Source organism: Brevibacterium aurantiacum (genome assembly GCF_007558825.1).
Classification (GTDB): Bacteria; Actinomycetota; Actinomycetes; order Actinomycetales; family Brevibacteriaceae; genus Brevibacterium; species Brevibacterium aurantiacum_A.
The window spans coordinates 34,806-53,726 of sequence record NZ_VLTK01000008.1 but is presented as its reverse complement, the minus strand read 5'-3'; the positions used below and the strand labels follow the sequence as shown (position 1 = coordinate 53,726).

General features: G+C 66.1%; 20 protein-coding genes and 1 pseudogene. 8 read left to right on the top strand and 13 right to left on the bottom strand.

Annotated features, from left to right (window positions below):
- Positions 1-80 precede the first annotated feature (80 nt).
- The 4 genes from FO013_RS14180 to FO013_RS23275 all read right to left on the bottom strand — a co-directional run bounded on the left by FO013_RS14180 (position 81) and on the right by FO013_RS23275 (position 3,375).
- Positions 81-878 (bottom strand): siderophore-interacting protein, encoded by a 798-nt coding sequence (locus FO013_RS14180; RefSeq protein WP_222103636.1) that lies wholly within the window; start codon positions 876-878, stop codon positions 81-83.
- Positions 875-1,540: a vitamin K epoxide reductase family protein gene (locus FO013_RS14175; RefSeq protein WP_143923226.1), complete on the bottom strand. Its 666-nt coding sequence runs from the start codon at positions 1,538-1,540 to the stop codon at positions 875-877. Before FO013_RS14175 ends, FO013_RS14180 begins: the two co-directional genes overlap by 4 nt.
- A 516-nt stretch (positions 1,541-2,056) precedes the next feature.
- Complete coding sequence (locus FO013_RS22895) at positions 2,057-2,461, bottom strand: hypothetical protein (protein ID WP_260848162.1); 405 nt, start codon at positions 2,459-2,461, stop codon at positions 2,057-2,059.
- Between the two features lie 497 nt (positions 2,462-2,958).
- Entirely contained in the window at positions 2,959-3,375 is a 417-nt protein-coding gene (locus tag FO013_RS23275) for a DDE-type integrase/transposase/recombinase (RefSeq protein ID WP_395949802.1), read from the bottom strand.
- A 185-nt stretch (positions 3,376-3,560) separates the two neighbouring features.
- Between FO013_RS23275 and FO013_RS22890 the strand changes: the two genes are divergently transcribed.
- The 3 genes from FO013_RS22890 to FO013_RS14155 all read left to right on the top strand — a co-directional run bounded on the left by FO013_RS22890 (position 3,561) and on the right by FO013_RS14155 (position 4,726).
- Complete coding sequence (locus FO013_RS22890) at positions 3,561-3,824, top strand: hypothetical protein (protein WP_260848181.1); 264 nt, start codon at positions 3,561-3,563, stop codon at positions 3,822-3,824.
- The gene (locus tag FO013_RS14160; RefSeq protein WP_313900589.1) at positions 3,713-4,162 is read left to right on the top strand and encodes an ATP-binding cassette domain-containing protein; all 450 of its coding nucleotides are present in this window, start codon (positions 3,713-3,715) and stop codon (positions 4,160-4,162) included. Before FO013_RS22890 ends, FO013_RS14160 begins: the two co-directional genes overlap by 112 nt.
- Before the next feature lie 129 nt (positions 4,163-4,291).
- Positions 4,292-4,726 (top strand): hypothetical protein, encoded by a 435-nt coding sequence (locus FO013_RS14155; protein WP_143923223.1) that lies wholly within the window; start codon positions 4,292-4,294, stop codon positions 4,724-4,726.
- A 679-nt stretch (positions 4,727-5,405) separates the two neighbouring features.
- On the opposite strand, the gene FO013_RS14150 is transcribed toward FO013_RS14155, so the two are convergent.
- Genes FO013_RS14150 through FO013_RS14115 form a run of 8 tightly spaced genes read right to left on the bottom strand, consistent with a single transcriptional unit; the run spans position 5,406 to position 14,446 of the window.
- A complete protein-coding gene (locus FO013_RS14150; protein ID WP_143923222.1) occupies positions 5,406-6,095 on the bottom strand; it encodes an O-methyltransferase in 690 nt (229 codons plus the stop codon).
- A 40-nt stretch (positions 6,096-6,135) separates the two neighbouring features.
- Positions 6,136-7,392: an MFS transporter gene (locus FO013_RS14145; RefSeq protein WP_143923221.1), complete on the bottom strand. Its 1,257-nt coding sequence runs from the start codon at positions 7,390-7,392 to the stop codon at positions 6,136-6,138.
- Complete coding sequence (locus FO013_RS14140) at positions 7,389-8,879, bottom strand: ATP-binding cassette domain-containing protein (RefSeq protein WP_143923220.1); 1,491 nt, start codon at positions 8,877-8,879, stop codon at positions 7,389-7,391. The genes FO013_RS14145 and FO013_RS14140 overlap by 4 nt, the downstream gene beginning before the upstream one ends.
- A complete protein-coding gene (locus tag FO013_RS14135) occupies positions 8,876-9,613 on the bottom strand; it encodes an energy-coupling factor transporter transmembrane component T family protein (RefSeq protein WP_260848161.1) in 738 nt (245 codons plus the stop codon). The genes FO013_RS14140 and FO013_RS14135 overlap by 4 nt, the downstream gene beginning before the upstream one ends.
- Positions 9,606-10,241, bottom strand: coding sequence for an MptD family putative ECF transporter S component (locus tag FO013_RS14130; protein WP_143923218.1), 636 nt, complete (start codon positions 10,239-10,241; stop codon positions 9,606-9,608). Before FO013_RS14130 ends, FO013_RS14135 begins: the two co-directional genes overlap by 8 nt.
- Positions 10,238-10,876, bottom strand: a complete 639-nt coding sequence (locus FO013_RS14125) for an MptD family putative ECF transporter S component (RefSeq protein ID WP_143923217.1) — start codon at positions 10,874-10,876, stop codon at positions 10,238-10,240. Before FO013_RS14125 ends, FO013_RS14130 begins: the two co-directional genes overlap by 4 nt.
- A 28-nt stretch (positions 10,877-10,904) precedes the next feature.
- The gene (locus tag FO013_RS14120) at positions 10,905-12,638 is read right to left on the bottom strand and encodes an ABC transporter ATP-binding protein (protein ID WP_143923216.1); all 1,734 of its coding nucleotides are present in this window, start codon (positions 12,636-12,638) and stop codon (positions 10,905-10,907) included.
- Positions 12,635-14,446 (bottom strand): ABC transporter ATP-binding protein, encoded by a 1,812-nt coding sequence (locus FO013_RS14115; protein ID WP_143923215.1) that lies wholly within the window; start codon positions 14,444-14,446, stop codon positions 12,635-12,637. The genes FO013_RS14120 and FO013_RS14115 overlap by 4 nt, the downstream gene beginning before the upstream one ends.
- 289 nt (positions 14,447-14,735) lie before the next feature.
- Between FO013_RS14115 and FO013_RS14110 the strand changes: the two are divergent.
- From FO013_RS14110 to FO013_RS14100, 3 genes and pseudogenes are all read left to right on the top strand, one after another.
- A pseudogene (locus tag FO013_RS14110) lies at positions 14,736-15,140 on the top strand (transposase); the annotation flags it as partial.
- 142 nt (positions 15,141-15,282) lie between these two features.
- Positions 15,283-15,468 carry a hypothetical protein gene (locus FO013_RS22640; RefSeq protein ID WP_222103634.1) on the top strand — a complete coding sequence of 62 codons (186 nt, stop codon included), beginning with the start codon at positions 15,283-15,285 and terminating at the stop codon, positions 15,466-15,468.
- A 1-nt stretch (position 15,469) separates the two neighbouring features.
- On the top strand, positions 15,470-15,649 hold the full coding sequence (locus FO013_RS14100; protein ID WP_143923214.1) for an ATP-binding cassette domain-containing protein: 180 nt from the start codon (positions 15,470-15,472) through the stop codon (positions 15,647-15,649).
- An 856-nt stretch (positions 15,650-16,505) separates the two neighbouring features.
- Here FO013_RS14100 and FO013_RS14090 read toward each other — a convergent pair.
- On the bottom strand, positions 16,506-17,081 hold the full coding sequence (locus FO013_RS14090) for a helix-turn-helix domain-containing protein (RefSeq protein WP_143923213.1): 576 nt from the start codon (positions 17,079-17,081) through the stop codon (positions 16,506-16,508).
- 130 nt (positions 17,082-17,211) lie between these two features.
- Here FO013_RS14090 and FO013_RS14085 point away from each other — a divergent pair, with 130 nt between their 5' ends.
- Together FO013_RS14085 and FO013_RS22405 are read left to right on the top strand one after the other, a co-directional pair.
- Positions 17,212-18,597, top strand: a complete 1,386-nt coding sequence (locus tag FO013_RS14085; RefSeq protein ID WP_143923212.1) for an MFS transporter — start codon at positions 17,212-17,214, stop codon at positions 18,595-18,597.
- 33 nt (positions 18,598-18,630) lie between these two features.
- The gene (locus FO013_RS22405; RefSeq protein ID WP_186293124.1) at positions 18,631-18,789 is read left to right on the top strand and encodes a hypothetical protein; all 159 of its coding nucleotides are present in this window, start codon (positions 18,631-18,633) and stop codon (positions 18,787-18,789) included.
- The last annotated feature ends 132 nt before the right edge of the window (positions 18,790-18,921 follow it).

The following is an 18,921-nucleotide window of genomic DNA, read 5'->3' as shown; positions in this document are numbered from 1 at the left end:
TCCTGAGCCCCTTGGCATTTGCCGGTCGGATGGTGATTGACGCCGGCGCTACGCGGGGAGCGGAGACCGGGCTTGGTCACTTATCCGACAGCGGCTTTTCCGTACTTCCAATAGCCGACGAAGGTGATCGAGGACTTCGCGATACCACGCTCGGCGACCAGATGCCGGCGCAACCCGGTGGGCAGACCGCTCTCCCCAGCAAGAAAGCAGTAGATCTCACCGTTGGGTAGTTCAGACTGACGGACAGTGTCGAGAGCGCGCCGCCCCGGGATCTCGCCAGATCCATTCCGGGGCAGCCAGTGCATCCGTACGCCGTCGCGGAACGGGATGTCCCGTACGTCCTCGGAGGTAGGCACCTCGCAAAACACCTCCGCCCGGAAACTGTCGGCAGCATGATCGAGAATGCTCAGTATTGCAGGAACGGCGCTTTCCTCTGCTACGAGCAAGTGCGTGGTGACTTCGTCATTGGGAAGATACTGGATGCCTTCGGGAAACAGGCCGACTCCGTCGCCGGGGCGGGCACGCCCTGCCCATGCCGACGCCGGTCCGTCATCCCCATGGGTGACGAACTCGATATCCACTTCTTTCGCCTCCGGGCGGTGCGCGCGAATCGTGTAGTTGCGCACATGCGGCCGGATCGACGTGGGCGTCAAGAAGAACTTCGCGATCCATCTGTTGCCCGTAGCGGCCGGCAGCCGGAGCTCATTCTGCCCGGCACGGGGGAGGAAAAGGCGCACGGCCTGATCGAAGCCGAGATAGTCGAACTCGCCCATCGCTTCAGAGTGCAGTGTGATGCTGACAAAGCTCGGAGTCAGCCGTGTCACGCGGGTGACGGTAGCGCGGATCATCGTCCGGTAGCTCGGGTTGCGGATCTTCAAGCTTGGCAAGATGCTTCTCCCTTGACAGTGTTGGTCGGTGGAACGGGCGGAAGCCTCAGCCGGCGATTTACGCGCACGACGACGAACGTCAGTACGACCGCCGCCCAGACGGCGGTGACGGCAAGGCGATGTCGAGTGACGAGACGTCCGAAAGCACGGGGGTGTCGCACGTGTCCTTTCTGGACCTGCCAGGCGCGGGTGTAGAAGCAGCCGATTGCTGTGATCAGCCACACCAGAACGCAGTCACCGCAGATCACGCTGACACCGGCGAGGCTGTAGATCTCAAAGAGCACCATCAATATGAGCGCGGCCGTCATTCCGATACCGAAACAGGTCCAGAACCACGACGGCAGGCCGGCACGGCCAAGAGCGAGCACGCCGACGACGATCATGACGGTGAACCCGGACATTCCCAGGAAGGAGCTCGGAAAGCCGAGGAATGCTGCTCCAGGGGATGCGAATACTGGACTGCACATCATCACCCCGCCTTGATCACACACGAGGCTTGACTCGGGATCAGCGACGAGGTCGAGTTTCGCCATTGCCACCCCGTAGGAGAAGACCAGCCCAAGCGCTCCGAGAGCGACGAGCAGAATGCCGTACTTCCGCGCCGTGAGCGGCTTGCGAACGGACAGTTCACCCTGTGCGTCAATGCCAGTCATCAGTGCGTTCCTTCTATGTTTCCGTTGAGGTCTGACCCGGTGAGCCAACTCCTCGTCGTCAGGTCTCCCGAGATGGCACGGGACAAGCGAGCGCGATCATCGCTGCGATAAGCGACAAGGCCGCGGCTACGAGGGCGTTCAGCACGACGTGATGCCCTACCGGCGATGATCGACGACTTGGTAAGGTCACCATAACATCAATGGAGTAGCGTGGCATGACCTATCTCGCGTGTGACGTCGAAACTGTGCCCGGCAGGCTTCACGGTTCGATGTCGGGCTCGTTGCGTAGGTCGTTGACGTTACCGATCTCACATGGCGCCCGGCGTTTGTCGCGCGGCGCGTTGCGGCCTTGAGCCGCGACCGGGCGTCTGGTGCCGCCGCGTCAACGAACGCATAGAAGACCGACGCCGCTTGTGTCAGGGCCGCGTTAAAGTTCGTTGCCGGGGCAGCCAGAACGCACACGTCGGCGGCGGCATGGACTGCGTGGTCGAGACGCGTCACGCCCGTATGCTGTGGTTACCCTTGAATGGCCGTCAGCAGCGGTAGGAACATTGCTGTCAAGACGATGAACAAGAGGCCGACACAGGCCCACGCGTGTATACGATCGGGGATTCGGGGTGGGCGACGGCGGACGACCACGCTCACCGGGATCGCTTCGACCAGGAGGAGGGGTCCGGTGCCATGATCGACGATGCCGACGGCGAACACCGCACTGTCCAGGTTCGACGTGTGGCGCACGAGGAAGAACACGACGGTGGCGAGAATGATGATCACGAGGGTGGCGAGAATGATGATCACGAGGGTCAGAGGGTTCGCGAGCGCTGCAGCATGTCCCATCGGGAGACCGGCGCGGCGTAGTAGCGCGACGGTCATGACGCTGCCCCCGACACCGAGGAAAGCAGCGGCTGCGTGGATGGGCACGCAGGCGGCGGTCGGGATCGCTGGCCGTCCGGCATCGTCCTATGCAGTCCTGGCGGGGCGAACGAATCTGGGGCGGGCGAGCATGTCGATGATCGTGACGGCGACGTAAATTACGAAGCCCCACTAGCCCACTTCCGGCGGAATCGTCACAGCAGGCTGGGCGCCGAGCAGACCGCCGGCGGCGAGCAGACCCAGGAGCACACCGCGGCTGCGGACGGGTAAGGATCGAACGCGGCGTTGCTGCTGTGGCGACGGCGGCGTTGACGACCATCACGAGCGAGGACGTCGCGACAGCGACGGTGCCCGCGGTGGGGCCGATCGCGGCGTCGGCCCAGACAATGATGGGAACGGTGATGAACCCGCCTCCGTAGCCGAACAGCACGGTGGTCAGACCGGTGAGGATGCCAATAACTACGAGCAGGAGAATGGTCACTGAACTCATTCCAGTGCACACCCGCGTCGCAGGCATTCGATTGCCAAGCGGAGAACATCGAGTTTCAGCCAGTAGTTTCGTAAGGTGAGGAATGCGACGCTTGCGGAAGTGGATGTGCTACCAGTGACGGTATTGCCGATCGCGACGGTCTAATCGCCAGGGCATCTCTGGCGCGCTTGGTGAAGGCCCAAGCGCCGAACTGCACGCCTTGGTCGGAGCGGATCATCGTCCCCGGTTCGACGCTTGTGTCGAGGCGACTGTCGATGGCCATGCCGATGGCACTGGTAGCCAGTGCTCCTGTCGGTGAGGAATCGATCGACCAGACGACGACGCGGTGTGAGTACGTGTCGAGGATGACGTAGCAATAGACCTTGTCTACTGCGTTACCTTTTAAGCGGATCAGCGCCGCTGCGCGCCGTGGAGTTCGAAAGTCCCTCTCATGTTGCCTTCTCCTGTGGTCCGGACAACCCAGTCGGTGCATCATAGACATGCTTGCCGCGTCGACACCGGTCCCTACTTGGTGCGGGCCAGCCCGATTTGGTGCGGAGGGTTCCACGGGAACCGTGGATTGTTGCTACAAGCACGAGTACTAGAGTCCTGATTTGATTCCACCCCCTACGCGGCAGGCACCGTAATTGAATATCCAAACTCCGGTGGGGGCGTGTCATGGACCTCGTTCATGAACGCGCGGCAGGAATTGATATTTCCAAGCGTGATGCGAAGGTTGCTATCGGTGTTCCGGGCAAACGGGCCGGGTCGTTCACCACTTCCGTGACGACACCGGTCACCCCGCCGCCGATGACAAAGCGCTGGGCCACGTGGCCGGGCTCGCCCGGCTCGACACAGTACTCGGCCGTCTTCCCGACGGGTGGGCGAATCGAGTCGGCGAGGCTGGCAGCGCCCTGTCCGGCGGGGAGCGCCAGCGCGTGAGCATCGCCCGCGCCCTCGTCAAGCCGGCCCCGATCCCGCTCGTCGACGAGGCCACCAGCGCCCTGGACACAGAGAATGAGCGCGCAATCGTCCAGGCTCTCACCGACGACCCGACCTCGCGCACCTGCGTCATCGTCGCCCACCGCCTGGCCAGCGTCCGCGCCGCCGGCCGGGTGATCTTCCTCGAGGACGGCCGGATCGTCGAGGACGGCCCGATCAACGAGTTGCTCCCCGCCGGTGGCCGTTTCGCCGAGTTCTGGCGGGAGCAGGACGCCGCCACCGGCTGGCGGCTCGGCGGCGGCTCTGCGTCCGCCGAGCCGGACGGCCAGGAGGGATAGCGCAGCGCGGCGGTCCTCAGCCCTGGGCCTGCGCGGTCCCCTGGAGCGTTTCGATGCGAGCGGTCGGGCGCTGGGCACCAAGGCGGCCGACACGATGATGCTGCAAGTCGATCGCGCCCCGGTTTCCCGATGACGACGGGCTGCACCCGCCGCTGCTCGATGGCCTCCATGATGCCCGGATGGGGAGCGACGCCGCAGAGCTCGGCGAGGGCGGCCTCGCTGTTGGATCTGGTCGGGGTTGTCGCCGGCGGTGACGAGGGACTGTCCGAGGATCTCGACGCCGACACCGTGCAGTTGAACCACTTCTGGCGCGACGGCACGGACCACGACCTCAACCTGGGCCGTCGACAGCTCTTGATCTCGACGTCGAGGGCCTTCCAGCGCCCGGCCGGGTCACGCCGCGAGGTCTTGACGGCGGCCAGCACCAGCTGGTCGGGGTGGCTGACCAAGGAGAGCAGGTCCTCGGTCTCGGGGCGCAGCCGTAGGCAGCGGTCCACCGGAGTCCGGTTGGTGAGGTCAACCGGCTCGTCCCGGAGGGGACCAAGTGGACGCCACCACCGGTGACGTATTCTCCGCGGTGGTCGGCGAGGACGCCCACCTCCGTTCGGCTAGCCCTTATCGGAGCATCATGATCCGCGCCCCGTCACCACCTCGGTCAGCCACTGCCGGAAGCCGGGGAAGCTGCAGAGATCGTGAGCTCGCGCGCAGCGACTTCTGATCGCTCGCAGTGAGTGCCGCCCCCTCCCGCTTTGTCCCGTGCGGAACAGGACCATCTCAAGATTCGAGGCCCTACCGGTGGTTCAGGCTGAACCACTCGATGTCGAGAGTCTCCCGGCTCCGGCGATGCGGTGCGGGTGGTCGACGCCTCGAACACTCGACTCCGATCGGTAAGATGTGGCTGCACCTGAACCGCGAAGGAGTGGTGGTAGCCCGCTGCACGGTGGAGCTGCTGATAGACGAAGTTCGTTCTGATCGGGGCTCGGCGAACAAGGTCAAGCGCACCACCATCGGCGACCCAGCCACCACTCAGGCGGGTGACCTGGTCCGGAGGTGGCTTACCCCACCGGCGCCGAACCGGTTGTGCCTGCATCGCCGTCTCTACGACCGCTGTGCCGACATACCACCGGTCGAGATGTCGTCTGCCCCTCAACTATAAGCGTCGGAAAAGAGACCTGCACCGGCTGCTTTCCGACAGGCAGGTCCTGGTTTCGCCTGGAAATGCCCGGTGACTCATTCCGGGCACTCATATCCGCAGCGAGATCTCGCAGCGTTTTTTTTGCTCGGAACCGGAGAGTAAAGACATGCTCCGATAACCATTGGACGGGTTCCGGACATAGGCGAGGTAATCTTCCTCCTGGTTGTCGTTGACGACCACGGCGCCGGAACGCAATTTGGGCTCGATTACTTTCAGGACCTGGAGAGAGACGTCCGGATCCCAGCCGTCGATCAGCGCAAGGTCCACGCCGTCGGGCAGTTCGCGGTGCACGTCGCGGGCGTCTCCGACGCGAAAGTCGACGTAATCTTCTAGGCCAGCCCGGCGGATGTGCTCTTGGGCGGCCTGAGACTTTTCCGGTACCAATTCAGCGGTGTGCACGGTGCCCCCTCCGTTGTCCCGCACCGCCGCTGCGAGGAACAGGGTGGAGAACCCTCGTGATGTGGCGAACTCCGCCACGGTCCTCGCCCCGCTGTGCCTTGCCAGGAGGTAGAGCTGATCCCCGAGTTGCGGTGAGATGGAGAACCCCACTTCAGCGGCTTCGAAAGGGTCCCCGAGGCGGCGCCGCGATCCGCGCGATTCCCGGGTTCCTGAAGGGCTTTGCTCAGCCCGAGAACGCCTTTCTGCGAATGCACGGACGTCATGGACGGATAGTTCGACCAGGATCTCCCACACTTTGGGGTCGGAGATCATTTCAGAGTGAAACGGAGCGCGGCTCATTGGGTTCCTTTCGCAGGATGCGGGTTGTGGTTGCCCGAGATCATGCTTCGATGCTGGTGCCGTCGGAGTTGGCGGGCAAGCGCTGGAAGCGGGGATGTACGAACACGAACACGGTGATGACGGCCATGATGACCGCTCCCGTGGTCACCGGGAGCGGCGCCCACACCCCGTAGAGGGCAGTGCCGGCGGTGGGGGCGATGACGAAGGTGAGGCCGGTGGTCGCGCTGAGCAGCCCGGCCAGACCGCCCTGCTCCTCGCGGGTCACGAGGAGCGTGGGGCCGGCGGTGTAGCCGGGCATGGCGATGCCCAGGCCCAGGCCGATCAGCAGGATCGCGGCGAACAGTGGAACCGGGCCGGAATCGAGGATGAGCAGGAGGAACCCGCCGAATGCGATAGCGCCTCCGACGCGCAGCAGGGTCGGCGGGGCCCAGCCGCTGCGGGGCACGATCACGGCCTGCGCGAGGATCATCCCGACGCCTGCGGCCAGCAGCGCGCCGCCGGTGACGAGCCCGGTGGCCTGGGCGTCGAGGCCGAGGCGGTCCTGGACGATGAAGCCGGTGATGACCTGGATGAACCCGAGTGCGGTGAACATCCCGAAGCCGGCGAGCAGGAATGGCCATACACGCGGGTCGAAGGGGCCGACTCGGGCGGGGGTCTGGATGAGCTCGTGGCGCGGTTCGCGGCGCAGGCGTACGGCGATGAGGACGAGTCCGGGCAGGAGGAGCACGGGTACGGCGATGAGCGGGGTGATCAGGCCGAACGCGGACAGCAGCCCGCCAATGACGGACCCGCCGACCATCGCGATGCCCTGGACAGCGCCGACGCCGGCCATGCCCTTGACGCGGGCGGTCTCATCGGTGGTGACATCGGCGATGTACGCCTGTGCAGTCGGCGGGACGGCAGAGATCGCGGCGCCGAAACCGATCCCGCGGAAGAGCACGAACAGCAGGAACAGAGCCACACCGGTGATCGCGCCGGTCATACCGAGCCAGGCCAGCCACGCGAACAGGATCATCGTGACGATCGCGAGCGCGAACGCGGCTGCGAGTACGGGCTTGCGTCCCCAGGACTGGGAGCGGCGCCCCCAGAACTGGCTGGTGAGCACGATCATGAGCGCGGCGGCGCTGATCGTCACCCCGACCTGCCACTCGGCCAGTCCGACCTCGCGAGACAGCGGCGCGATGATCGGGTTGAGCGTCATCTGCCCCAGGTAGATGAGCAGCACCGCGCCTAGCACCAAGGGGATCTGCGGTCGGGCGGCTGTGGGCGGCGCAGCGGATGAAGTGTCGGCGGTCATGCTGTCTCCTCGAAGGGTCGTGTCAGGCCGACCGCGGTGCCCCGGCTCGCACTCTGCCCCCGGGCGATAGGGGCGAGGGTGAGCTGCCGATCTGCGGCGAGGGCGAGCAGGTCGTCGTCATGGCTGATGAGGAGCACGACGGCGCCGTCGGCGGCGATCTGCCGGATCTGGTCGGCGATGGACTGCAGGTGGCGTCGGTCGACGCCGGAGCTGGGCTCGTCGAAGATCACGATGCGCCGGCCGGAGACCCGCACGGTGGCGACGACGAGGCGCTGCTGCTGACCGCCTGACAGTGCCAGCGGGTGACGCTCGGCCAGCTGAGCGAGGTCGAGCGTCTCGAGCACCACGGCCGTGTCCGGTGCGGCCGGTTCGTCCGTGCGGGCGAGGTCGATCTCGGCCTGGACGCTGTCGGTGAACAACTGCCGCTGCACGTCCTGCATCACGATCGCGCTGGCCCGCTGCCGCGCCCGCCGGCTCAGTACTCGTCCGTCGAGCCGCACGGTGCCGGCAGAGCGCTGCAGGCCGGTGATGATGCGGGCGAGGGTGGACTTGCCGGCACCGTTGACGCCGCGAATCGCGGTGACCTCGCCCGCGGCGAACGCGGCGCGCTCGAGGTCGAGGACCGTGCGGCCGCCGAGTCGGCAGCGGATGCCGACGAGTTCCAGTGCCGCGTCCAGGACCTCGGCGGCCGGACTCGGGTTCAGGGCACTCGCTCCAGCTGTGGCGAGGATGGCCAGCTCGGGTGAGCGGATCTCTCCGCGGAGCCCTTCCCTCGCGAGGGCGTCGTCTGGAACGGCGCGGAACTGTTCCGCCGTCCATTCGATCTCGATGGCCCCGTCGCGCATCACGACGACCCGGTCGATGAGGTCCCGCAGGAAGCGCAGCCGGTGCTCGGCGACGACGATGGTGACGCCCCGCGCTTTGAGGTCCGAGAGCGTCGCGGCGAGCCGGCGCACGGCGTCGGCAGAGAGGTTGGAGCTGGGTTCGTCCAGCAGCAGGATGCGCGGGTCGTGGGCGGTCGCGGCGGCGATCGCGACTTGCTGCTGTTGCCCGCCGGACAGGTGCTGCAGGCGCTGTTCGACCGGAACCCGCTCTGCAAGGTCGGCGATGTTCGCATCGACGCCCGCTTGGATCTGCTCGCGGGGGAAGCCGAAATTCTCCATCGCGAAGGCTGTCTCCTCGCGGGCGTTGTCGGTGAAGAACTGCCGTCGTGGATGCTGGAGCACGGTGCCGGTGACCAGACCGAGGGCGTCGAGCTCGACGTCGGTGGTGACCATGCCTTCGACGGTGACGGTGCCGGTGAGCTGTCCGTCGTCGTGGAACTGCGGCACGAGTCCGTTCATGAGCCGGAGTGCCGACGACTTGCCCGACCCCGACGCCCCGCACAGGACCACGAACTGGCCGGGCGCGATTCGCAGGTCGAGGTTGCGCAGCGCCGGCTTGTCGGCGTGCGGATACCTCCAGGAGACTTTCGAGATCTCGATCATGCGATCACCGTCGTCAGGGGGTTCGGGAGCAGCAGGCTCGCCGCCGCGACGGTGGCCAAGGCGAGAACCAGCATGAGGTCGGGCCAGCCGAAGCGGGGTGGATCGAGAGAGACGGGAACGTGGCGTGAGCCGAGTCCGCGCAGGATCGCCGAGGCCGACAGGTCTTCGCTGGCGCGCAGGCTCGCGGCGATCATCGGCACGGTGAACCGCTCCATGCTGAGGATCGGATGCCGCGCGAGGCCGGTCGCGCCAGCGAGGCCGCGGAGGCGCATCGCATCCAGCACGGCCGCCGACTCGGCCGCGACGACGGGGAAGAACCGCAGCATCACGGCAAGGGTGACCGAGATCGCCCGCGGCAACCGCCAGGCATGCAGCGCCGCGCTCAACTGCGTCGGCGAGGTCGTCGCGATGAGGTGGGCACCCACTCCGAACGCTGCAACGAACCGGATGAGGTACCCGCAGCCGATCGCGACGACCGTGACCACCGGGTTGGTCCAGAGCAGCGGGAGCACCCAGCCGAGCAGGTACATCACGACGGCGGCGACGGGAATAACCACGATGCGTGACCAGGCGCGTTCCGACAGAGCGAGCGCAATCGCGAGCACGACCCCCGCCGGCACGAACAGCAGTCCGCCGGGGCTCATGACGGCGAGGCTGACAAGCAGCACGAGCAGGATCTTGCTGCGCGGGTCGAGCCCCCGCCGTGCCACAGCGGCGGCGGCGATCTCAGGCAAGGCCGGCGCGGACAAAGTGCTTGCGCAGCATCGCGGAGCCGAGCAGAGCGCCGAGGAACCCGGCGACCCCGATAGCGAGAGCGAGCACGCCGAGCACAGGAAGCGTGGCGAGCGCGTCGGCGCCGGCGACATACTCCTCGCCCATCCTCGAGAAGCTCGGGCTTTGGAGATAGTTCTCGCGATCGAAGACGAGCGGCAGGAACGGGGTGAAGAAACTCAGGGCGAAGATCGTGTACGACCAGATCGCCGCCCACCGCGAGCGGTAGCCACCGACCCAGAGCACGACCTCTGCGAGGGCCGCGAGCACGATGATACCGATCGTGCTGAAGATCGTGTTGCCGGTCAGCAGGTAGAACAGTGCGACAACGACGCCGAGCAGCGTCACCATCCCGGCGTGCTTGACCCGGGTGAGGAACAGCATGAACACGATCCCGTTGACGAGCACCGAGACCGGCACGGCGGCGAGCCAGACCAGCGGTGAGAGGATGCCGAGCATCCCGATCGCGTAGGTGACAACGATCATGAGGACCGCGAAGATCGCGACGTTGGTCAGGTCGCGCGCGCTGAACCTCAGCGAGAACGAGGGCCGGGCGGACTTCGCCCCGGCGGGCGCGGTCGTGTCGGTCACGCGAGTCCCGCCTTGACGAAGTGCTTGCGCAGCACTGCGGCTCCGACCAGGCCGCCCAGGAAGCCGAAGACGACCCCTGCGCCCCACACCCCGAGGATCACCGGAGCGGACAGCAGGGCGTCCATCTGCGCGATGTAGTCGCTGCCCATCGACTCCGATCCCTGCGATGCGAGGTAGGCGTCGCGGTCGAGGAACATCGGGATCCATGGTCCGATCATCCACGTGGAGAAGATTGTGTAGGTCCAGATCGCTGCCCACTTGGAGCGGTACCGGCCGAGGTACATCACGATCTCGCCGATCAGGGAGACCCCGAGGATCACCAGGACGCTTTGCCACGGGTGGCCCCACCCCATCGAGGCGAGCCCGAAGACCAGCCCGAACAGGGCGAGCATGCCGCTGTGGCGCACGCGGCTGAGGAACAGCATGTACGGGATGCCGGCGACCAGCGGGGCCAGCGGCAGGGTGATCACCATCACGAGGGGGCTGATGATGCCGAGCATGGCGATGGCGAAGATCACCACGATGTAGATCACGGCGAAGATCGCGACGTTCAGGAGATCGCGGGCCTTGAAGGTCAGCGAGAAGGGCTGGCGTTCGGCTGTGGCGGTCTGGGGTGGGGTAGTGGTGTCGGACATGGGGTGTTCCTTCCTGTGTTCGGGTGGTTCAGTCGTGGCGGGAGAGCTTCCAGCCGGCGGCATCGACGCGCTCGCGCCAGTAGCGGGCGTAGGCACCGCCCTGGGCGAGCAGCTCGGCGTGGCCGCCGGCCTCACGGATGCCGCCTTCACCGTCGAGCATGATGATCTGGTCGGCGGTCATGATTGTCTGCAACCGGTGGGCGACGACGATGAGGGTGCGGTCGGCGCGGATCTGGTCGATGGCCTCGCCGATAGCGATCTCGTTGCCAATGTCGAGCGCGCTGGTGGCCTCGTCGAGTAGCACGACGGGTGCGTCCTTGAGCAGGGCGCGGGCGATCGACACGCGTTGCCGCTCGCCGCCGGAGAGGTTCGACCCGCCTTCTCCGACTCGCGCGTCCCATCCGCCGGGGAGGCGTGCGACGATCTCTTCGACGCGGGCGCGGGTGGCGGCGGCGATCACCTCGTCGCGGCTGAGGTCGGGGTCACCTATCCAGATGTTGTTCAGGATGGTGTCGTCGAAGAGGTACACATCTTGGAACACCGGCGCAACAGCCGCCGCCACAACGTCGGTGCCGAGTTCGGGTACGGGCACGCCACCGATGCACACCGTCCCCGCCTCGGGGTCGTAGAAGCGCGCGATGAGCTTGGTGATCGTCGTCTTGCCCGAGCCCGATGGGCCGACGATCGCGGTCATTCCACTGGCCGGGGCTATGAACGAGAGGTCTCGCAGTACGGGATCGCCGCCGTAGCCGAAGGTGACGCCCTGGAACTCGACGTCAAAATCGGCCGGCGTCGCCGGATGCTCGGGCTCGGAGAGACGCGGGACCACGGCGAGCTCGTCGAGGCGGTCGATCGTGGTCTTCGCCACGGCGACCCCGCCACCGAGCTCGCCCGCGGCGACGATCGGCTCGTTAAACCGCACCCCGAGCACGAGCAGCGCGATCAGGGTCGCGATGTCGACCGTCCCGCCGACGGCGAGAAACGCTCCGACGACAAGGAGCACGGTGATCGAGAGCTGCACGAGTCCCGCGAAGATCGCGATCCCCGCGCCCCCGGTGATCAGCAACCCCCTGTACTCCTTGTGCTGGTGTTCGAGCGCCTCCTCGACGAGACGGTCGGCGATCGAGCTCTCGCCGGCGGTGCGCAGGGCGGGCTGGGCGCGGGCGAACTCGACGACGCGGTTCGAGGCTTCGGCGACCGCGAGCGAGTGCGCGTGATCGCCGCGTCCGATCCTTCGGCTCAGCCAGCGGTACCCGATCGCGATGATCGGCACCATCACGGTCATCGCCAGCGCCAGCCGCCAGTCGAAGAAATACATCCCGACCAGAACGGTCGCGGGAGCGATGAACCCGGCGAGGATCTGCCGCAGGATGGCGTAGGGCATCGTCGAGACGAACATCGCGCCTTGCGTGGCCAGTCCCGTGACGAGCCCGGTCCTGTCAGTCGAGAACCAGGCCACGGGCAACGAGACCACGCTGTCGCCGAGGCGCTCGAGCAGCGAGTCGAGCACGGCCGTGGAGGCTTGCATCCCGATCTGGCTCGCAAACCACGATGCGACGACGTAGCCGACGGCGGTTGCGGCGACGGCGATCAGCCATGTCGACGCGGCGTTGAGGTCTCCGATGAACAGCGATCGCAGCAGTGGGACGAGCAGGAGAAATGCGATGCCCTGCAGGAGGGCGGCGACCACGACGAGGCTCAGCTCCGCGATCACCAGGTGCCGGGCGCGGGGCGAGCAGTAGTGCAGCAGGCGGCGGATCACGGCTGGACTCCTTCCGGGAGGGAGCGGGCATGGTTTGCCTGGTAGTCGGCCCACATCGCGGCGAAGCGCCCGCCGCTCGCAACGAGTTCGGGATGCGTGCCGCGCTCGATGATGTGACCGTCGTCGAGAACGAGGATCTGGTCGGCGCTGGTGATCCTGTGCAGCCGGTGGGCGATCACGAGCACGGTGCGGTCGGCCGCGAGAGTGCTCAGCGCGTGCTGGATTGACGCCTCCGAGTCCGGGTCGGCGAACGCGGTCGCCTCGTCGAGCACCAGGACCAGGGCGTCTGCGAGAAGCGCGCGGGCGATGGTGACCCGTTGGGCTTCGCCGCCGGAGAGGTTGGCGTCCTCGCCGACCACGGCGTCGTAGCCGCGCTCGAAGCGCAGGATGCGGTCGTGGATCTGCGCGGCCCGGGCGGCGGCCTCCACGTCATCTTCGGTGGCGGCGGGGCGGGCGAGGCGGATGTTGTCGCGCAGGCTCGTGTGCAGCAGTTGCACGTCCTGGAAGACGAAGCCGACGTGACGGTACAGCTCGCCAGGCGCGACCTGGCGCACGTCCGCCCCGCCGATCTCGACACCACCTGCGTCGACGTCGTAGAACCGCGGAACGAGCTTCGCCAGCGTCGACTTTCCCGACCCCGAGGCGCCGACCAGGGCGGTCACGGTACCGGGGGCGCAGGATGCTGCGATCTCGTGGAGCACGCGGTGCTCCCCGTCGTAGCTGAACGCCACGTCGTCGAATCCGACATCGTGGCCCTCTGGCATCTGCGGCGTCTCGGGCTGCGTCACCGGCGGCAGGGCGAAGAACGCGGTCAGGGACTCCTGGGCCTTAGCCGCGTTGCGCAGGAACTGGCCCGAAGACCCGAGCTTCATGAGCGGCGCGGTGAGCCCGAGCCCAAGGAGGAGCCCGGGAAGCACGTCGACCGGGGACGCGCCGCCGTTCGCGACGAGCCAGACAGCGGCGGTCAGCAGCCAGGCGAGCACCACGATCGGCGAGACGAGGAGCTCGACGATCGTGAACAATACAGCGGTCTCGCGCGTCCACTCGCCGACGAACCTCGAGTATTCGCCGGTCGCGTTCCGGTAGCGGCGGTGGCTGCGCCCCACCTGTCCGAAGCGCTTGACGACGGCGATGCCCTGCACGAACTCGACGGTCGCGCCGGACAGTGCCTGCGTCGCCGCATCGTATTGACGGTACTTCTCGCTCGCGCCCCGCATCATCAGCGGGTAGATCAGCAGGACCAACAGCAGTGGCACGAGCGCAGCCAGCGCCATCCGCCAGTCAACGATGAACAGGTAGACCAGACTGATCACGGGCACCGTGATCGCGGTGAGGACGTCCTGGATGGAGTGCGCGACGAGCTGGTGCAGCGCGACGACATCGTTCTCGACGAGCTTGCGCATCGAACCCGAGTTGCGCTGGTCGAACCAGCCCAACGGGAGGCGCTGGAGGTGGCGGATGATCCGCTTGCGCAGCGAGTGCTGGAGTTCGGCATCAGCGAAATGACCGACGACGCCGGAGAGGAAGGCCGTGGCGAAGCTCAGAATCAGTGCGACCGCGGCCACGAGGACGATCAGCCACACCCGGTCCGCGTCGACCGGCGCCCCGTCGATCGTCGGCAGCAGGGTCCGCGCTAACTCGACGATCGCGATGAACGGGATCACACTGCTCACCGCGCCGACGACAGCCAGCACGATAATCCCCGCGAGGCTGCTCTTGACCGCACCAAAGAGACCCTCGCTCTTCGCCTGCGAGCCGGCGCCACCAGGCTCGGCCGCAATCGTTGCCGTCGCATCCGCTTCAGCCATGCGTCACACTCCCACATTCCTTTTTATTGAGAACAGTTATCAGTCTACACCGGGCACTGTTCCAGTCACTTGTGATCGTATAGGTAAGGTAAGCCTTACCGCAATACCGCGGCAAGACTCAGATAGACAGCCCGGATGCCACCCTAGGTGTCTCTTATACTTTTGCCCGCGAAATGGTGGACCCTCGGACACTAGGGGTAGTGAACTGTCGATGGCGACTCGAACAGAGATCACCGCGAAATACGCCAAGGCGTACAAGAAGACGACGAAGAAAACGAAAGGAGCCATGCTCGACGAGGTCACGCCCGACGCCGCGCTATTGGAAGAGACCGGCATCGGACCGGTCAATGCTGCAGTCGTCTACACCGCCTGGTCCCATCTCGGGCGAGTGCGTTCCGAGGCTGCGTTCGCTGCCCTTGCCAGAGTCAATCCTGTCCCAGCGTCGTCGGGAAACACTGTCCGACATCGGCTCAACCGTGGTGGCGATCGTCGTCTCAATAGTGCCCTCCACACGCCCGTCGTGGTCAGGATGGCACACGATCACGGCACCCAGAAGTACGTTAACCGGCCAACGACGGAGGGCAAGACTCCGAAAGAGATTCGTCGGTGCCTCAAGCGCTATCTCGCTCGTCACTTGTACCGAGCACTTAACGCCCTTCATGCCAGCACCGAGACCAGTCCCGAGGCGCATTGACTGATATAGAAGATTCGGATCATCAATGACAGGGCAAATCAGCCATACCAGGACCAGCGACCAGACCCCGTTTGGGGCCTACCAATAAACATAAGGGCACTCTCCGATTCTGCCCATCATCGACGCCGGAATCACCACGCCCGTGCGCGCCGGCGTTGCCTACGCCGCACTACTGAACAACATCATGCTCACCATCTCGATCGGCGACGACCGCCTCATCCACAAGGACGGCTGCCCCCGCGACCACGCCATCGGTCTGTTCACGGCAGCTCTTGGCGCGCCGTCCTTCCTATGGATTGTGATGCGGGCGAAGGAGGTACACATGTGAATTGCGACGAGCCCGTCATCCACGACGGAGTGAGCGTGCATATCAACGACCACCCCCGCTCGATGACGTACCGCTGCGAGCGCGGTCCAGGGAGGTCGTCGCACTGGTGTGGCCGAACGGCGCAGGCAAGTCGACATTGCTGCGTGTGCTCTCAGGAGATTTTCCAGCCGGCCCCAGTTGAGTCGGTGATCGCTTGGTAAGTCCGGAAGCCGATGGCTGCAAAGGGCGGAGCACCCAGAACATCGGGGCGTAGACGAGCTCATTACGGCACAGGTCCTCGCTGCCCGCCCACGCCGCGTCCTCGTCGACGGACTCCGCCCGAGGAACGTTGCGTGGTCGGTTGAGACAGACCGACGGCGCAACGGCAGCGTCTGCCCAGAGCGAAGCTGTCTCACCACCCAGCGAGTCGGGGATGTGCTGTTGCACGTCGCGACCCCTTCCAATCAAGTCGGGATCGCCGCGGCGCGGTTGTCGGTGTCGACGAAGGTGCTGGCATTCCCTCTGTCTGACATTTTGTCGCATGACCGATGCTCCTGATCACCGAAGCTCGTCGGTTGCGCAACCCGCGCGCGGCGTTGCAGGCCTACCGTGTTTCGAGGGCCGGTGTTCTCGCTGCCGCGTCGAGTGGGAGCGACAGGTGCGCGACGTCCGTCATTTTGTCGTCGGTGGCCTCGCTTTCCAAAAGTTGGTGAGCAGGCTGCGCGCGGTCGCGATGAAATTTGGCCATGTTGCGCTTTGGTCTGTGTTCTTCGGCGTCCTATGCGAGGAATGAGCCGTCTCGGGCGGAGTGGACGGTCGTCGTCTCTTAGGTCGATAGCGGCAGCAGGTCGGTTACCGCCGAGTCGGCGATGACTGTCCGCTTTGGTCCGTCCTCAGACGGTGATAGCGCTTCTGTCCGGTACCAGAGTGCGGGATGGGCGTCACAGCCGCCCCGCATATCGATCGTGAGGACGGCTTCCGCTAGCCCTCGAGCACGGATCTGCTTCTCAAGCACGCCTGTGCAGCCATCCATACATGAACTCCATCGAGATGCGATGTCAGATGACGCGGTGTTCGAGGCGGGGGACGGCTTGGCCGCCGTGGGGGCCGAATAGGTGCAGGATCTCCACGGGGGAGCCCTTTAGGGGGCCGAACCAGTGCGGCGTGGTGGCGTCGAACTCGGCCGTCTCGCCGGGGGAGAGGGTGAGGTCGTCGTCGCCGACGAGGAGTCTGAGGGCGCCGGCGAGCACGTAGAGCCAGGCATATCCCGGGTGAGAGACCAGTCGTGGTTCCCGCGGGCCGAGGATGTGCTTGAAGGCTTGCACTCGGGCCGGGTACCGAGTTAAGGGAACGATGACCCCTCCGCCTCGATGCTGTCGCGGCTCCAGGTGCAGGCGGGGATCTCCCGTCGGAGGAGCCGCGATGATCGCGTCCAGGGCGATGCGGTATTCCCGGGCGAGGGGGATGAGGACATCGAGGCCGGGATGGCGGTGCCCGGTCTCCACGCGGGACAGGACGCTGAGCGACAGGCCGCTGGCCTCGGCGACGTCGGAGAGGGACCGTCTGCGGGCTTCTCGGATCGACCGCAGACGAGGGCCGATCCCCGCCAGGATCTCCGCAGTCTCACCATCCATGCACATCGCCCCCGATCCTAGGTTTGCGGATTCTGCAAAACTCGTAGGTCTCCATGGTACGGCCCGACCAGGATTGTCGAAGAGCAGTTTCGAGATGATCGTGAAAGTGAGGGGTGTGGTGGTGGAAGCAATGGACGTGCCGGCGTTGGGAGTGAGGCGTCGCTGGTCGGTGTTGGCTGTCTGCGCTCTCGCGTTGTTCCTCGTCGGTTTGGACACCACGATCATCACCACCGGGCTCACACAGATCGGACGCGGGCTCGCTGTCGATGCGGCTGCTCTGTCGTGGGTGGCCGATGCCTACACCGTGGTCTTCGCGAGCCTGCTCATCACCGCTGGGGCCCTTGCTGACCGGATCGGTCGGCGGCGGGTGTTCCGCATCGGACTGCTGGTCTTCGGGGCATCGTCGCTGCTGTGCGCCGTTGCCGGGTCGTTGCCGATGCTCATCGCCGCCCGGGCGTTCCAAGGGGTCGGCGCGTCGATGCTCAGCCCGGTCGCGTTGGCGATCGTGGTGAACGTGATGCGCGACCCCCGCGAACGCGCGCAGGCGATCGGGGTGTGGGGTGCGATGTTCGGTCTGAGCATGGCCGCAGGTCCCCTGACGGGTGGTGTGCTGCTGACCGTGTTCGATTGGCGCGCCCTGTTCTGGATCAACGTGCCTGTCATCCTCGTCGTGCTCGCACTGGTCGCGCTCGTCGTCCCGGAATCGCGCGGGCAGAAGATCCGCCGCATCGACCTCCCCGGCCAGCTGTTGCTCATCGCGATCCTGGGAATCGCGGTGGGGCTGCTGATTGAGGGGCCGCGCCACGGTTGGCAGGAGGTGTGGGTGCTGCCAGCGATCGCGGGGCTGGTGGTGCTGCTCTGGGTGTTCGCCCGAGTTGAGCAGCGCAGGTCTGAGCCGCTGATCGATCCCGGCCTGTTCCGGGTGCCGAGCTTCACGGGGGCGATCCTCGGGGCGGTCGCGGTGTTCGTCGCGTTCAGCATGACGCTGCTGCTGACGACGAGGATCGTGCAGGGATCGTGGGAGTGGACAGCGATCGACGCCGGTGTCCTCATCCTGCCGATGGCGCTCGGCGCGACCGTGCTCGCTCCGGTATCGGGCTTCCTCGTCGGCCGGTACGGCCCCCGGCCCCCGCTCCTCGGCGCGGGAGCACTCCTCGCCCTGGGAGGAGCGTGTCTTCTCATCGCCGTCGAGACTGGTCAAGCCCTCGTGCTGATGGTGGCGTACCTGCTGGTCGGGTCGGGGATCGGTCTCGCGAACGCACCGATCACCAACACAGCCGTCAGCGGGCTCCCGCCCGACCGGGCAGGCGTCGCCGGCGGCACCGCCTCGTCCGCGCGACAAGTAGGGACGGCGATCGGAATCGCGCTCGCCGGAACCCTGCTCGCAGACGCAAGTCCCGGCCAGTACGCCGGTGCGAGCTTGCCGGGATGGATCATCGTCGCAGCATGCGGACTGCTCCTGATCACGGTGGGCGTGCTCGCGGCCCGCAGCACCCATCCACAACGTGGTGGATAGTTCACGCCGTGTCCCACGCTCTCTTCCCCTCCGGTGGCGAAACAGGTGTTCGCACTGGCAGCCAATGACGTGCAGCGATTCTTGGTCCGCTACTTCGTCTACTTCGCGTGGCTGATGCGCACCGGCGCCAGGACCACCGTGCGTCCGTCGACGAAGTACCAGATGCGCGCGGTGCCCTTGACTGTTGGCTAGTGCTGCTAGCGTTCGTGGTCCGTCCCGCTCGGGGTGATTGTGCCTAGCTCTCCTTTGAGCCGATAGTCCGGCGGCGCCAACGACCGCCACTTGCCATCCTGGACAGTCTGGACCCTGTTCGAGATCACCACA